This is a genomic window from Actomonas spartinae (genome assembly GCF_051209155.1).
In the GTDB taxonomy this organism is placed as follows: Bacteria; Verrucomicrobiota; Verrucomicrobiia; order Opitutales; family Opitutaceae; genus Actomonas.
Map to the genome: position 1 here is coordinate 678,680 of NZ_JBPJGB010000002.1, position 13,864 is coordinate 692,543.

13 protein-coding genes are annotated in these 13,864 nt (G+C 62.2%); 12 read left to right on the top strand and 1 reads right to left on the bottom strand.

Going from position 1 to position 13,864, the window contains the following annotated elements; genetic code table 11:
- Window positions 1-38 precede the first annotated feature (38 nt).
- The 7 genes from AC0MRV_RS10705 (at window position 39) to AC0MRV_RS10735 (ending at window position 9,137) form a co-directional block, all read left to right on the top strand.
- Window positions 39-134 carry an AURKAIP1/COX24 domain-containing protein gene (locus AC0MRV_RS10705; protein WP_221030630.1) on the top strand — a complete coding sequence of 32 codons (96 nt, stop codon included), beginning with the start codon at window positions 39-41 and terminating at the stop codon, window positions 132-134.
- A 303-nt stretch (window positions 135-437) separates the two neighbouring features.
- Entirely contained in the window at window positions 438-1,481 is a 1,044-nt protein-coding gene (locus AC0MRV_RS10710; protein WP_472764459.1) for a hypothetical protein, read from the top strand.
- A gap of 64 nt (window positions 1,482-1,545) precedes the next feature.
- A complete protein-coding gene (locus AC0MRV_RS10715) occupies window positions 1,546-2,070 on the top strand; it encodes a hypothetical protein (protein WP_472764460.1) in 525 nt (174 codons plus the stop codon).
- A 10-nt stretch (window positions 2,071-2,080) separates the two neighbouring features.
- Window positions 2,081-2,659: a hypothetical protein gene (locus AC0MRV_RS10720; protein WP_472764461.1), complete on the top strand. Its 579-nt coding sequence runs from the start codon at window positions 2,081-2,083 to the stop codon at window positions 2,657-2,659.
- Window positions 2,656-3,150 carry a hypothetical protein gene (locus AC0MRV_RS10725; protein ID WP_472764462.1) on the top strand — a complete coding sequence of 165 codons (495 nt, stop codon included), beginning with the start codon at window positions 2,656-2,658 and terminating at the stop codon, window positions 3,148-3,150. The genes AC0MRV_RS10720 and AC0MRV_RS10725 overlap by 4 nt, the downstream gene beginning before the upstream one ends.
- Before the next feature lie 8 nt (window positions 3,151-3,158).
- The gene (locus tag AC0MRV_RS10730) at window positions 3,159-4,958 is read left to right on the top strand and encodes a type II secretion system protein GspD (RefSeq protein ID WP_472764463.1); all 1,800 of its coding nucleotides are present in this window, start codon (window positions 3,159-3,161) and stop codon (window positions 4,956-4,958) included.
- Between the two features lie 39 nt (window positions 4,959-4,997).
- Window positions 4,998-9,137: a beta strand repeat-containing protein gene (locus AC0MRV_RS10735; RefSeq protein ID WP_472764464.1), complete on the top strand. Its 4,140-nt coding sequence runs from the start codon at window positions 4,998-5,000 to the stop codon at window positions 9,135-9,137.
- Between the two features lie 84 nt (window positions 9,138-9,221).
- On the opposite strand, the gene AC0MRV_RS10740 is transcribed toward AC0MRV_RS10735, so the two are convergent.
- A complete protein-coding gene (locus AC0MRV_RS10740) occupies window positions 9,222-9,836 on the bottom strand; it encodes a CPBP family glutamic-type intramembrane protease (protein WP_472764465.1) in 615 nt (204 codons plus the stop codon).
- Window positions 9,837-9,971: 135 nt separating this feature from the next.
- On the opposite strand from AC0MRV_RS10740, the gene AC0MRV_RS10745 reads away from it, so the two are divergent.
- The 5 genes from AC0MRV_RS10745 (at window position 9,972) to AC0MRV_RS10765 (ending at window position 13,778) form a co-directional block, all read left to right on the top strand.
- Window positions 9,972-11,000, top strand: a complete 1,029-nt coding sequence (locus tag AC0MRV_RS10745; protein WP_472764466.1) for a polyprenyl synthetase family protein — start codon at window positions 9,972-9,974, stop codon at window positions 10,998-11,000.
- Between the two features lie 12 nt (window positions 11,001-11,012).
- The gene (locus AC0MRV_RS10750; RefSeq protein WP_472764467.1) at window positions 11,013-11,732 is read left to right on the top strand and encodes a sigma-70 family RNA polymerase sigma factor; all 720 of its coding nucleotides are present in this window, start codon (window positions 11,013-11,015) and stop codon (window positions 11,730-11,732) included.
- Window positions 11,729-12,580 carry a hypothetical protein gene (locus AC0MRV_RS10755; protein WP_472764468.1) on the top strand — a complete coding sequence of 284 codons (852 nt, stop codon included), beginning with the start codon at window positions 11,729-11,731 and terminating at the stop codon, window positions 12,578-12,580. The genes AC0MRV_RS10750 and AC0MRV_RS10755 overlap by 4 nt, the downstream gene beginning before the upstream one ends.
- Before the next feature lie 113 nt (window positions 12,581-12,693).
- Window positions 12,694-13,113 carry a secondary thiamine-phosphate synthase enzyme YjbQ gene (locus AC0MRV_RS10760; protein ID WP_472764469.1) on the top strand — a complete coding sequence of 140 codons (420 nt, stop codon included), beginning with the start codon at window positions 12,694-12,696 and terminating at the stop codon, window positions 13,111-13,113.
- A gap of 65 nt (window positions 13,114-13,178) precedes the next feature.
- Window positions 13,179-13,778, top strand: a complete 600-nt coding sequence (locus AC0MRV_RS10765) for a MarC family protein (RefSeq protein WP_472764470.1) — start codon at window positions 13,179-13,181, stop codon at window positions 13,776-13,778.
- Window positions 13,779-13,864: the final 86 nt, after the last annotated feature.

The following is a 13,864-nucleotide window of genomic DNA, read 5'->3' on the forward strand; positions in this document are numbered from 1 at the left end:
TGTCCGGCTCTTTTCTTTAATCCGACCACTTTTACGACATGGGTAATCTCAAAAAGAAGCGCCGTCTCCAGATGAACAAGCACAAGCGCCGCAAGCGCTTGAAGTCGAATCGCCACAAGAAGCGTTCCTGGTAATGCGTTTGGCCGGCGGACGACCGCCGCCAGCGCTTGGCTACAAGTTACTATCCAGCTCGCCGCGAGTTCGTGGCGGGCTTTTTTCGTGTCTGGGGCGATTTGGTGTTCGCGTAGAGGGGCTTGGTTTTTCGCGGCGGGATTCTGCTAACGGATGGTAAATACCGTTTTGCGACGCGTTGAGGCCCTGCTTTAGCCTTGTCTTGAGGGGGTAGAAGTAAGAGTTTTGCGGCTCCGGCGTCGCTTTCGCCCGCGCTCCCCAGAGTGCGGAGTGACCCCGGTTATCTACCCAATCTCCCGCTTCGCATGTTTTTTGCCTCAAAGCCGAAAGGTTTGTTCGTCGAGTTTGCGAATCACGCTCGGCGCGTGGTGCGTGCCAACGCCGCTTCGGGGCCGATGGTGATCGAGGAGCTGGCGGAGTGTGATGAATCCGACGAAGAGGGTTGGGGGCAGATCGTGGAGCATTTCCTGCCGAAGAAGGCGCCGCATGGCCTGTTGCAGGCGGCGTGTGCCGTCTCGCCAGCCAAGCGGCTTTTGCGCCGGGCGACGATCGAGCCGAAGAAGCTCAAGGAGCCGAATTACCTGAGCGAGTTCTCGGCGGCGCAGTTTAGGATCGAGCCCGAAGGTTATCAGCTGGCCGTGCTCAACGCGAGTGACGGCAAGGCTTACGACATGGCGGCGGCGATCGAGAAGAATGTGGTGATCACGGGTTTGTTAAAAAAGGCCATCGCCGAGACCCAGGAGCACGTGCTCGAGCAGGGCGTTTACCCGGAGCGCTTGGAGCTTGGCTCACTGGCGGTGTTGGGGGCTTTGTCGGATTACCTGCGACACGCCGATATCCGCACCCCGGTGGTGCTGCTGGAACTGGAGCTCGATTCGGCGCACTCGTTCATTGTTTCGAGCGAGGGGGTCGAGGCCTCGCGCCTGCTGCCGCACGGCCTCAATTCCATGATCCCGGTGGTGCAGAAGGAACTGGGCCTCAAGGATGAGGAGTCGGCCAAGAAACTTTTCTTCTCCAACACCTTTGATTTCACGGGCATGGGCCCGGCGTTGATCAAACGGTTGCTGCATGAGTTGCAGTCCTCCATTGGCTTTTTCGAAGTGCAGACCGGTCAATCGATTGGCCATGTGTTTTGCTTCAACCTGGACTCCAAGCTGATGTGGTTGGAGGCGGTTATCGCCGCCCAGCTGGGCGTGGAGAGTCTGCAGATGGACCTCAAACCGTGGTTGGCGACCCACGACATCACTTTTTCCGACGACACGGCGGGGGTGGAAATCTCCCGCGACTGGTTTGGCGTTCTGAGCCTGCTGCCCCGATACGATGCTATCAAAACTGAAGAAAAAGAGTGAGGTAGCGGAGATAGCGGTGCCGGCCTGGCACCCTGATTTTCGCGATACGGATCAGCTTCCGGACATGAAGCCGATCCGGACGGCGTTTTTCATCAACGGCGTGGCCATCCTGATCGCGGCCACCGTGTTGCTGCTGTTTGCCTACCAGGAGGTGGAACTGTTTTCCCTGCGGAGTCAGGTTTCCGTCTGGGAGCAGCAAATCGAACGCGATCGGGCGCCGAGCAACAAGGCGGCGGCGGATTTCAAATCCTTTCAGGCCCAGGAAAAGAAGCTCAAGGAGGCGGCGGCATTCCTGGAAGCGCCCATGGCGCTGTCGACCTACCTGCTCCGCCTCGGCGCGATCATGCCCGAGAACATAAAGGTCGATACCATCGACTGGCGAGGCACCACGATCACGCTGCGCGGCACGGTGACCGGTTCGCCCGACCAGGCGAGCGGTTACGCCTCCGGCATGGTCGAGGTGTTGAACAACGACGAGGTCTTCAACCCGATTTTCGACGACGCGGTGCTGACCAGCCTGCAACGCAACCCGGCGACCGGTTCGCTCGCCATGGAAATCCGCATGGAATTTGCGGCCCAAGCCAACTGAGGACGTATCCATGGACGGCTCTTCAATTTTGAATTTCGTTAAAAAGCACCCGGTCGGGGTCGGCAGCATCGCCCTCGCGGTGGTGCTGGGCGTGGTCGGCTACTTTCGTTCGAGTCGCATGGGCGAGCTAGAAACCGAGCTCGACGATCGCTCGCGACAGGGCGAGCGCTTGCAGAACAACCTCCGCTACGCGTCGCGGCTCGACGAGCATCTCACGACGTTGAACTACGCGGTCGAGACCATCAACGAACGCGCCATCAACCCAGCGGCGCTCGCGACCAACCTCCAGTTCTTCTACCGTCTCGAGTCCGAGCTTGGTCTCAAACTGGTGGATCTCCGCCAGGGGGTGCCGGAACGCGGTCGGGACAACACCGAGTATATCGGCGTGCCCTACACGGTCGCCGTTGAAGGCACTTACCGCCAGCTCCTGCAGTTTATCCAGCGGCTCGAAACCGGCGCGCATTACGTAAAATTTCTCTCTTCCAATCTCGCTCCGAGCCGCGGGGTCGGGGCTAACGGCGGAGAGGCCGATCCGACCGACCCGGTGTTGGTCCTCAGCCTGAACCTTCAAATCCTGGGCCACCGATGAAATTGCGACACCTTGGATACCGGGCCGGGCTCCTCGCCATCATCGGCGGCATGAGCGTGTTGTCCGCCCAGCGCGCCGACGTGCTGCCCTCCTCCCGTCGTCAGGCGACCGTGGAACTGGCGGAGGAGATCGCCAACCGCCAACTCGCGGGGCCCCTCGCGGAGGAGCTGAACAATCCCTTCTTTCCCGATTTCATGAAACCCAAGGAGCAACCGGTGGAAAGCACCGACGGCACGGCTCCGGTTTACACAGGTCCTTCCAACAACTACGAGCTGCTCGAGACCATCGCGCCCGAGCTTACGCCCAGCGGCACCATGGTGCTTGGTGGCGAACCGCTGCTGTTGTTTGGCCAGAAGAAAATCCGCGTCGGCGGAGAACTTCCCATCATCTACGAGGGCAAGCGCTACACCTTGGTGATCAGCGCCATCGAATCCTCGTTTTTCACCCTCCGTCTCGGTGACGCCGAATACACCCGTCCCATCAAACCTTGATTCTGACCATGAGGACCCGACTCATCTCCCTCTCCCTCGGTGCGTTTGCTCTCTGCCTTCCGGCGTGGAGCCAAGACGCCGTGCAACCTGGTGTCGAAGAACAGCCCGCGACGCAGGATGCCGCCATGGCCCCGCAGATCCCCGTGGCTCCCGATGCCCCCGAGCCCGAGCCTGCGGCGCCCGTCGTGCCGGAACCGGCGGTCGTGATTGCCGACGATGTCACGGCCTCGTCGGTCGCCCGCGCCCGTGACACCCTTTCCGTCGACTTCCCGGATGAGGAGATCCGCAACATCCTCCGCAATGTTGCCGACCTGTTTGAGCTCAACCTCGTCATCCCCGACACCCTTCAAGGCAACACCTCGATCAAACTGCGCGACGTCACTTGGCGCCAGATTTTTGAGGTCGTCCTCGGTCCGGTCGGCTACACCTTCGTCGAGGAGGGCAACATCATCAAGGTGGTCAGCCAGGAGTCGCTCTTGCAGGAGCCCGTTTCCACCGACGTCTTTGTGATCAACTATGCCCGGGCCGGCGACCTGCTGGGTTCGATCGAACCGCTGGTGGAAACCGGCGTCGGCGGTCGTATTGTGGTCAACAGCCGCAGCAACGCTCTCATCATCACCGAGCGCCCGTCGCGCCTGAGCCGCATTCGCCCGATCATCGAGCAGTTGGACAAGGCCACCGCCCAGGTGATGATCGAATCCAAATTCGTCGAGGTCACCAATCGCGACGTGAAGAACATTGGCGTCAACTGGTCGTCGCTCAGTGGATACCGACTCGGCGTCGGCGACATCGAACGCACCTACGACAGCAACGGTGGCAACACCTACACCAACACCAACACCAACGACTCGCTCAACAACAGCGATTCCATCAACACCAGTTCGGTCGATAACACCAATCTCAACTCCTCGACGAGTTCCTCGGATTCGACCAGCACCTCCTCGATCACCTCGGGCGGAGGTGCGGTGTCCGCCACCAGTGCCAGCACCTTGGCCAATGCCCTGGGCACGTCTTCCACCGCCAGCGAAACCACCAGCAACGGCACGCAAAGCACCAACTCCATCGCCAACGCGATCAGCAATCTCACCAGCCTGGTCGGGGAGGGCGGCACCCAGCGCGCGACCACGGCAGTGTTCTCGGCGTCCGAGTTCTCCCTCATCCTCAGCGCCCTCAAGACCCAGAACGAGACCAAGCTCGTGTCGAACCCGACCGTCGTGACCCTCAACAACACCGAGGCTCAGATCAACATCGGTGAGGAGTATCCGATTCCCAGTTACACCTATAACGCGGAGCGTGGCACTTTTGAAGTCAGCGGCTTCGAGTATCGCCCGATCGGCATCATCCTGCGGGTGACCCCGCAGGTGAACGCCCAGGGCTTCATCAAACTCTCCATCGAGCCGGAGGTCAGCAGTCGCAACGGCACCACGACCTTTGGTGGCGCCGGCGGCGCGGAAATCCCGATCATCGCCACCCGCAAGAGCAAGACCCAGGTCTCGCTCAAGGACGGCTACACCATGGGCATCGGCGGCCTGATGCGCCAGACCCTCACCGACGGCAACACCAAGGTGCCGTTCTTGGGGGACATTCCGGGACTCGGTCGTCTTTTCCGTTCGGACTCCAAGGACGAAGAAAACCTCAATCTCCTGATCTTCATCACGGCCAAGACGGTTTCGGCCGATGGTGCCGCGGTCGAGGAGGTCTTCGACTCGCGCACCATTCGCCGCATGAAACTGCGACGGGATGAACTCCCCGGTTACCGTGACGGTTCCGATCCCTTCCTGCCCGAAGCCGACGGTTCTCAGAACTGACCCGTTCCAACTTTGAATCACCTATTGAAAGGACCAGCCATGAACGTCCTCCTCAAACGACTGGCCGGCGGCGTTCTCGCCCTCGCCCTGCTGGGTGGATTCGCCCTCCGCACGGCCGCGCAGGAATCCGCCGTGCTGCGAGTCGATATCACGCAAGTGGCGGTCGATACCGATGATAACGGCACTGTCGACACGGTCTTCAATCCGCCGAATGAGGCTTTTGGACCCGCCAATCAGCGCGTGGAATTCACCGCCGTAGCGGAAGGCACGTTCACCACCGAGAGCTTCACCTACTCGTTCTTCGTCAACGGCGAAGGCATTGGCGTTTCCACCGGCCCGGTTGCGACTGATACCGCGGGTTGGATTCCACCTCGCCCGGGTGTTTATTATCTGACCGTGACCGCTACCGATGGCGCCACGACGGTGACTTCGCCGACAATTCGCTACTTTGCGACCGGAGCCACCATCACCAGCCCCTTGCCCGGCACGCTGGTGCCGGTCGGATCTTCGGTCACCATCAAGGCTGATGCCACCCCGGCGCAGGGAGCCGTGGGGCAGATCGAATTTTTCGCGGACGGCGTGTCCATCGGCACCGATTCCACCGCGCCGTATTCGCTAAACTACACACCCAGTGCGGCGGCCGGCGCGACCGTGAACATCAATGTGGTCGCAACCGACAGCAATAGCGGCACCCTGACCAGTTCCAACGTGCCGATCACCATGACCAACGCGATCGGGGCGGTGCCAACGGTGACCATTGCGGCGCCGGGTGATGGATCGGTCATTGCGGTGCCCTCCGCGCCAATCGGCATCACGGTGACGGCCAATGACGCGGACGGTCGCATCGAACGGGTGGAAATTTACGTCGACGGTGTGTTGTTCGCCACCGATCTCACCTTTCCTTACACGGCGGATTGGACGCCGGTTGCGGTTGGCCAATACCGCATCAGCTCGCTGGCTTACGACGATAAGAACAACGTCGTCGCTTCCCCGGTGAGCACCGTGACGATCTCCGCCCCTCCGGCAGTTTCCATCACCTCACCGTCCGATGGTTTTGTGACCTCGGCGGGGGCCACGGTGACCTTGCAGGCCTCGGCCTCGGACAGCGATGGCGCGGTGACGCGGGTGGAATTCTACGCTGACGGTGAATACATCGGTGAATCCACCGGCCCTACCTATTCGATCACCTGGATTCCCGCCACCTCCTCTGGCGGCGACCCCGTTGCGGTGACCGCGGTGGCCTTCGATGATCGCGGGCTTTCGACCACTTCCGGTTCGGTGGGAGTGATCGTGCAGGGCAGTGGTGGCAGTGGCGGCGGTGGCGTCGTGGGCAATCCGCCCACGGTTTCGGTTTCCTCGCCGGCCAATGGTTTCCAGCACACGGTGAACACCAGCCTGTTGCTCACGGCCAACGCTTCGGACAGCGATGGCAACGTCACCAAGGTGCAGTTCTACGCCAACAATACCTTGGTCGGCACCGACGACACCTATCCTTATGCCGCCGAGTGGACGCCAAGCTCGGTCGCCAGCTTTGCGATCGAAGCCCGCGCCACGGACAACGATGGCAACATTGTCGCCAGCACCGCGGTGAATGTAAGCGTGGTGGACCCCTCGGGCACACCGCCTTCCGTTTCCGTGAGCTCGCCGAGCAATGGCGCATCGGTGCAGGTTGGCGTCGCGGCCTCGATCATCATCAATGCCACCGATTCCGATGGCTCGATTCAGAGTGTATCGGTTTTTGTTGATGGGTCGCCGCTTGGGGCGGCAGACGCCACCGCGCCCTATGTCTTCGAATGGACGCCGGCTTCGCCGGGCGTGTATTCGATCTCGGCGCGTGCGACCGACAACTCCGGCAATCAGGCCAACAGCACCGCCATATCGGTCACCGCGGCGGACTCCAGCAGTTCTCCGCCCTCGGTTGCAATCACGACGCCGGTATCCGGTGATTCGATCATCGCGGGCAACCCCGTGACCGTTGCCGCCACGGCGTCCGATCCGGACGGCCAGATCGCCAGCGTGCAAATCTACTTGGACGGCAAGCCGCTCGGCGGGCCTGATCTCGCTGAGCCCTTCATCGGCACGTGGACGCCGTCCTCCTCCGGCACTTACACCCTGTATGCGGTGGCGACGGATGGCTCCGGCAATCAGACCACCAGTGCGGCGGTCACCGTTGCGGTCGTCTCCAACGGTGCGCCGACGGTTTCGCTGATCTCGCCCACGTCTGCGACCAGTGTTCGTCAAGGCACGCCGGTGACGCTCTCCGCCAATGCTGCCGATGCGGATGGCACCGTCGCCTCGGTGGTGTTTTTGGTGAATGGAATCATCGTCGCTTCGTCTCCCACCGTGCCCTACACCGCGCAATGGACGCCCAGCGGCTCCGGCTCCTATTCGGTCGTGGCTCGTGCGATCGACAATTCCGGCAATATCACCAACTCGATCCCGACCGTGGTCACCGTCGCCGCCAACGGTTCGCCCACCGTCAGTCTCGATTTCCCGGGGAACGGATCGACGGTTCTGCTCGGTAATTCGGTGGAACTGCAGGCCTCGGCGAGCGACAGCGGTGGCTCCATCGCCCAGGTCCAGTTCTACGCCAATGGCACTCCGATCGGCGCGGACACCGCCGGTCCTTTTTCCGCGACGTGGACGCCCAACTCCACGGGCCTCTATCGCCTGCAGGCCACCGCGACCGACAACGGCGGTCTCTCCGCCTCGTCCAACGAGATCACGGTCGCGGTGCTCGACGCCAGCGAAGCCGACTCGCTTTACAGCGGCATCTTCATCGCCGGTTTTGAGTCGGGTAATTTTACGCTGGCCCGTCTCGGTGACCGCGGCGTCATCTTCATCGGTTACACCGATGCGGTTTCGGCCTCCAATCTGGGCATCACTCCGCGCATTTACCACTACGTGAGCACGTCGATTTCGTCGGGCGGCGACTTCAGTCTCGTCGAGGACGGTGCGACCCGCATCTCCGGCAGTGCCGATGGTGCGGCGGCCTATGGCAACTTCACCGCGGGCTCTGCGTCAGCGACCTTCAGCGGCGCGCTCAAGACCGGCGCTTCCGCCGGTTATGCCGGACCCACCGGCGTCGTTTATGGCAGTCTCACGGGTTCCACCGACAGTGAGCTGGTGGCCTTGGTGGCCTCGGATGCCACCGTCACCTTCTACATCCGCAACGGCACCAACGAAGACGTGAGTCTGCCCGGCAGCCTGACCAGTGAGGGCGACTTTACGCTCGGCACGGTGCGCGGTGGCACGCTCTCGGGCAGCATCGATCCGGTCACCGGATTCCTCACGGGTAGCCTGAGCGGCTCACCGGCTGCAGGCGCCCTCACGGGCGCGGCCAGCACCCCGACCCCGGCGGCTGACGGATTCCTGCGCAACCTGTCCACCCGCGGTTTCGTTGGGTCCGGCGGCAGCGTTTTGGTCGGCGGTTTTGTCATCAACGGCTCGACCCCGAAGCAGTTGCTCATTCGCGCCATTGGTCCGACCCTCGGCGACTATGGCGTGACCGGTGAGGTTTCCGATCCCCAACTCGAACTCTACCACAACGGGGCGGTGATCGCTGCCAATGACAATTGGGGCACCGCTGGCGGAGTGCCGGCCGCTTCGACTGCCGTCGGCGCGTTCACGCTGCCAAGTGGCAGCAAAGACGCCGCGCTCGTCGCGACCCTTTCGCCGGGACTTTACTCCACGGTGGTCTCGGGCGTGGGCAACGCCAGTGGTGTGGGTTTGGTCGAAATCTACGATGTGGATAACCAGTCGCCGTTCTCCGCGCAGAAGGTGCTCAATCTCTCCACGCGGGGAGAAGTTGGCTCCGGTGACAAGACCCTCATCGCGGGCGTGAACATCAACGGCACCACGCCCAAGCGCGTGCTGGTGCGGGCGGTGGGCCCGACCTTGGCCGACTTCGGCGTGAGCAACCCGCTCAGCGACCCGATCCTGCGCATCGTGCGCCAGTCGGACAAAGTCACGGTTCGCGAGAACAACGATTGGGAGATCGGCAACGATCCCGCCAAGGTCGCCCAGGTTTCCGCCGAAATTGGCGCCTTCGCCATCCCCTCCGGCAGCAAGGACGCCGTTCTGCTGATCACCTTGCCGCCGGGATCCTACTCGGCGCTCGTCACCAGCGGTGACGGCAGCACGGGTGTGGCAATCGTTGAAGTCTACGAAGTGCCGTGAGTTCCCGGTGCGGAGCATCCGCTCGATAAAGCTCTGACCCTCCGTTGTCGCTCGCCGACCTCGGAGGGTTTTTCTTTGGCGGAATCACCACCAGCCCACCACAAACCCTTGGGCGGCTTTCACAAGGATCACGGCCAGATTCTTCGCCCCGTGGGCGGCGAAGCAGGGGAGGAGGGAACGGGTTGGGTTCGCGGGCATGAAGCGCACGAAATAGAACCACAGTGAACTCACGAAGACCGCGCCGGTGCTGAACCACGCCTTTGCGGTGAAGTGCAGCGTGAGGCCGTCATCACCCCACGACCAGAGAAAGGGGTGGGCCAAGGCGAAAAGGATCGAAGCGCCGAGGATCCCGCCCACCAGCGTCATTCGCCCCCGTGATTCCGCCGGCACGATGAACCCGCGGAAAATGATCTCCTCAATCACCGCGGCGACCAAGGTATAGACGCAGAAGAGAACCGTGACCTCGGACTGTTCTGCGGCGATCCCGAGCGCCAGTTCGCCCCAGGTCTCGGCCGCCACAATGACTCCCCCGCCGATCGCCGCGATGGCGATGGCCGCGCGAGAGCTGGCGCTTGCGCCGGGCAGGGCACCGGCGACGGGCTTGCCGGCTCGGGCGGCCCGAAAGTCCTGCACCCAAAGCCACGTGAAATACGCGCCACCCGCGATCAAAGCCAGGGTGAGCCAAGGTGAGTTAGACATGGGGCGGCGAACGAGTTGACCGATCGTGGGGGGACCGGGTCCTTAAGCACGGAAGGCCGCCCGGGGAAGGCGATCTTATTCCGCGACTATTGATTAGCCAAATCCTTCGATCGGGCTTTGGGTGTCGGCGAAGCCATGAGTTCCACGTCGTCATCGATCTCCGCTGTCCCGGCCGCGCTTGATTTTGCGTCGGTTTTCCAGCGCCTCGGTCCGCACGTCAAAGCGCTCGACGCTTGCCTGCGCGAACAGGTCGAGGCGTTTGAGCCGGAGATTCGGGACTTGGCCGATTATTGCATCGATACGTCGGGTAAACGTATTCGGCCCTCGCTGGTGTTCCTTAGCGGGTGGCGGGACGAACGTGTTTCGCCTGCCTTGGTAAAGGTCGCGGCGGTGGTCGAACTCGTGCACCTGGCCACCCTGGTGCATGACGACATCATGGATGAAGCCGATATCCGCCGCGGGCGCGAAACGGCGACCCGGAGTTTTGGTCCGGAGGCGGCGGTGCTGCTGGGAGATGCCCTCTTCGCTCATGCCCTGCATCTGGCCGCCCAGTTCCCCACCACCGAGGTGTGTTCGGAAGTCGGCGCTGCGACCCGCCGGGTGTGCGCCGGCGAGATCATCCAAACCATGCGGCGCGGCACGACAGCGATTTCCCGCGCCGATTATGACCGCGTGATCGATCTCAAGACGGCCGAGCTTTTTCGCGTGTCCTGTCGGCTGGGCGCCCGCTTGGCGGAGTATGATGATGCCTTCGTCACCGCCGCCGCCACCTACGGGCGCCAACTTGGCATTGCCTACCAGATTTATGACGATCTGGCCGATTTTTTTGGGGAAGAGCGTCGTATCGGCAAAACGCTGGGCACCGATTTGGTGAGCGGCAAACTTACCCTGCCGCTGTTGGAGCTGCAGGATGCGCTGCCCGAGCATGAGCGGGCCGAATTGATTCGCGAAATCACGGGGCAAGCCGAACCGGATATGGCCCATCGCCTCGCGCAGATGCGTGAGTATGACATATTTGATCGAGTGGATCGGGAGATCGAACGGCAGTTGAAGATCGGCGAGACCGCCTTGGCCATTCACGCGGACTTGCCGCCGGTGCCGCGCTTGCTCGCGCTCGGCACGACCCTGCGCTCGCAGGTGGACGTGTTGCGGGGCGGCATGTGACCGCCGTTCGGCGTGAACCGGCGCAAGTGGGGCGGCGGGCACATTCCAATCTTTCCGGTTGCGCGACCCGGGCAGCAAATCCATCCTGAAAGGCGTATGTCCGTCGCCACAAAAGTCCTGGGAAAGTCCCTGGTGAGCTCCGAGGAGCGTCGCCAAGAGGCCGACAGTGACTGGACGATCGTGCAGGACGTGCAGGCGGGAAACGTGGCGGCGTTTGACCAGTTGGTCCTGCGCTATCGGGAACGGGTTTACGGCGTGGTCTATAACATGACCTCCAACCGCGAAGATGCGGCAGACCTTACCCAGGACGCCTTCATCAAGGCCTTCCAGTCGATCAACCGTTTCCAAGGGCAGTCCTCTTTCTTTACCTGGCTTTACCGAATCGCGGTCAATTCGACACTTAGCCATTTGCGTAAGAATAAGTTACGCACGTTCTTCAGTTTTGAAAAGATCACCGAGGACGACAAGACCACGGAAGTCCTGGCTCAGCTCACCGACAAGGATGGCGCCGACAAGGAAGTCTACGTCCGCGAACTTCAGGAAAAATTGAACGAGGCGATGCAGAAATTGTCTATCAAGCATCGCACTGTGGTGACTTTGTTTGAAATCGACGGGTTAAGCCACGAACAGATCGCCGAGGTGGTGGGCTGTTCGGTCGGCACCGTGCGTTCACGTCTGCATTACGCCAAACAGATTCTACAAGCAGAACTCCAGTCCTACTTGCGCCCATGAAGCTGCCCCCCGAGAAACGCCAACCCTCCCTGGATGACCTCTTTGCCCTCAAACGCGCGGAGCGGCCCTCGCAGGAATTTTGGGACGACTTCCAACGGGAGTTCCATGTCCGTCAGCGTGCCGCCGCCATCGAGCCCAAGCGTTGGTGGTTTGTCCTGCCCCGCGTTTTTGCCAACCTGTCGCGCTACCAGATGCCGATGGGCGCCGCCGCCGTCTTGGCGGTGACTTTCCTGTCTTTCCGCGAATACCGCGAACCGGGTCTCGAGGTGGCCTTTGCGCCCACGAGTCCGGTCGTTGCCGACACCGACCCGGTGCAGTTTGCCGTCGATGTTCCAGCGGAGCGTTCCACCAGCCCCTCTTCCGAGGTCGCAGACCGACCGGTGATCAACGCCGACGTTCGGGCGCAGGAGGCCGTTGCCCACGTCGCTGCGACCCCATCACAGTCCGTCCCGCTCTCGCCGATGATGGTCTGGGCCGGTGTTTCCGCGGGGCAAATGGAAGTCGCGGTCGCCGAACCGTCACCCTCTGCCCGATCCATTGCCGCCAATTTGGCTGCCGTGCGTGCGGAGCAACCCGAGATCGTGCGCATGCCGGGTGAGCCGACGATCAATCTCACGGCCGATATGCCGCAAGCCGAGCCGCTGGCCGCTGTCGCGATTGCCACGGGGTCCGCTCGCGAGCCGCTGTTCGCCTACCAGCCGGTTGGTTCCAGGCTTAACCAGGATGGCGACGCCGCGGATGCGCCCGATGTCCATTCGCGCATCGCCAGCCGCCTGAGCGACGACCTGCTCTACGATTCCGTCCGCCGTCTCACCGCCGGAGGCGATCGCCTGACGCTTAAGTTCTAAAGCTCGGCTCCCACTCTTTTCGTTGATCCCGAACCCCGCCTGACGTGGCGGGGTTTTGGTTTGGGGCCGGTTCGGGGATTGTCGCGCGCCATCCACCCGTTTCAGTGTCGCGCATGGCCGTTGTGCAGGAAAGTTTCAGTGTCAGCACCCGCGGGCAGGGCACCACCGAGGTCACTGCCGAGGTGGCGCGGGTGGTTCAACGCAGTGGGCTTCGCGTCGGCACGGTGACGGTATTTTGCCAGCACACCAGCTGCAGCCTCGTCATCATGGAAAACGCTGACCCCTCGGCCCGGCGCGATCTGGAGCGTTGGCTCAACCGACTGGTGCCGGAGGATGATCCTGACTTCACGCACACCTACGAAGGCGCGGATGACATGCCGAGCCACATCAAGATGGCCCTCACCCGCACCGCGGAAGTCGTGCCCTTCAACGACGCGCGGCTCCTGCTGGGCACCTGGCAGGGCATCTTCCTCTGGGAACATCGCTGCGCGTCCCATCGGCGCAAACTGGTGGTCACGGTGATGGGCGAATAGGGGCCGCGGGGCGGATTACTTTCACTGAGCTTGGCGCTGTTGAGGCAGCGGTCCACCGTGTTGGCATGACATTATTTACCGCTGCAGCGACCTTGCTGCTGATTCTCGATCCGTTCGGGAATATCGTGATCTTCAACGCCATCCTGTCGCGGGTGCCGGCCGAGCGTCGAAAACGGGTGCTGATCCGGGAGGTCGCGATCGCCTACGGGATCCTGATGACCTTCCTGCTGGTGGGCGCGCAGCTGTTGTCCTTTTTGGGGCTCCAGCAATCCTCGCTCAGCCTCGCTGGCGGCATTCTGCTCTTCCTCATTGCCATCGGCATGGTGTTTCCCAATCGCGCCGTGCAGTTCGGCACCGACGGTGACGACGAGCCCTTCATCGTGCCGATCGCGACGCCCATGATTGCCGGCCCCAGCGGCATCGCCTTCCTGCTGCTGCTCGCCAGCAAGGAGCCCGGCCGGCTGCCGGAATGGATCCTCGCGGTGTCGGTGGCTTCCGCCGTGAGCGCAGCCATATTGGTGGCTGGCGAACGCATCGCGCGGCTGCTTGGTTCGCGTGGCATGCGCGCAGCGGAAAAGCTCATGGGCATGCTGCTCATCCTTGTCGCCGTGCAAATGATCATGGATGGGATCAGCCTCTACTGGCACGACTTGATGATGAAATAGATGAAAGTTTCGTCGGGGCGGGAAAGGCCTTGGCCTCCCGCCGCCACGAGGCGTATGAATCGTTTTTCTGCACCTGGCGGTGCCGC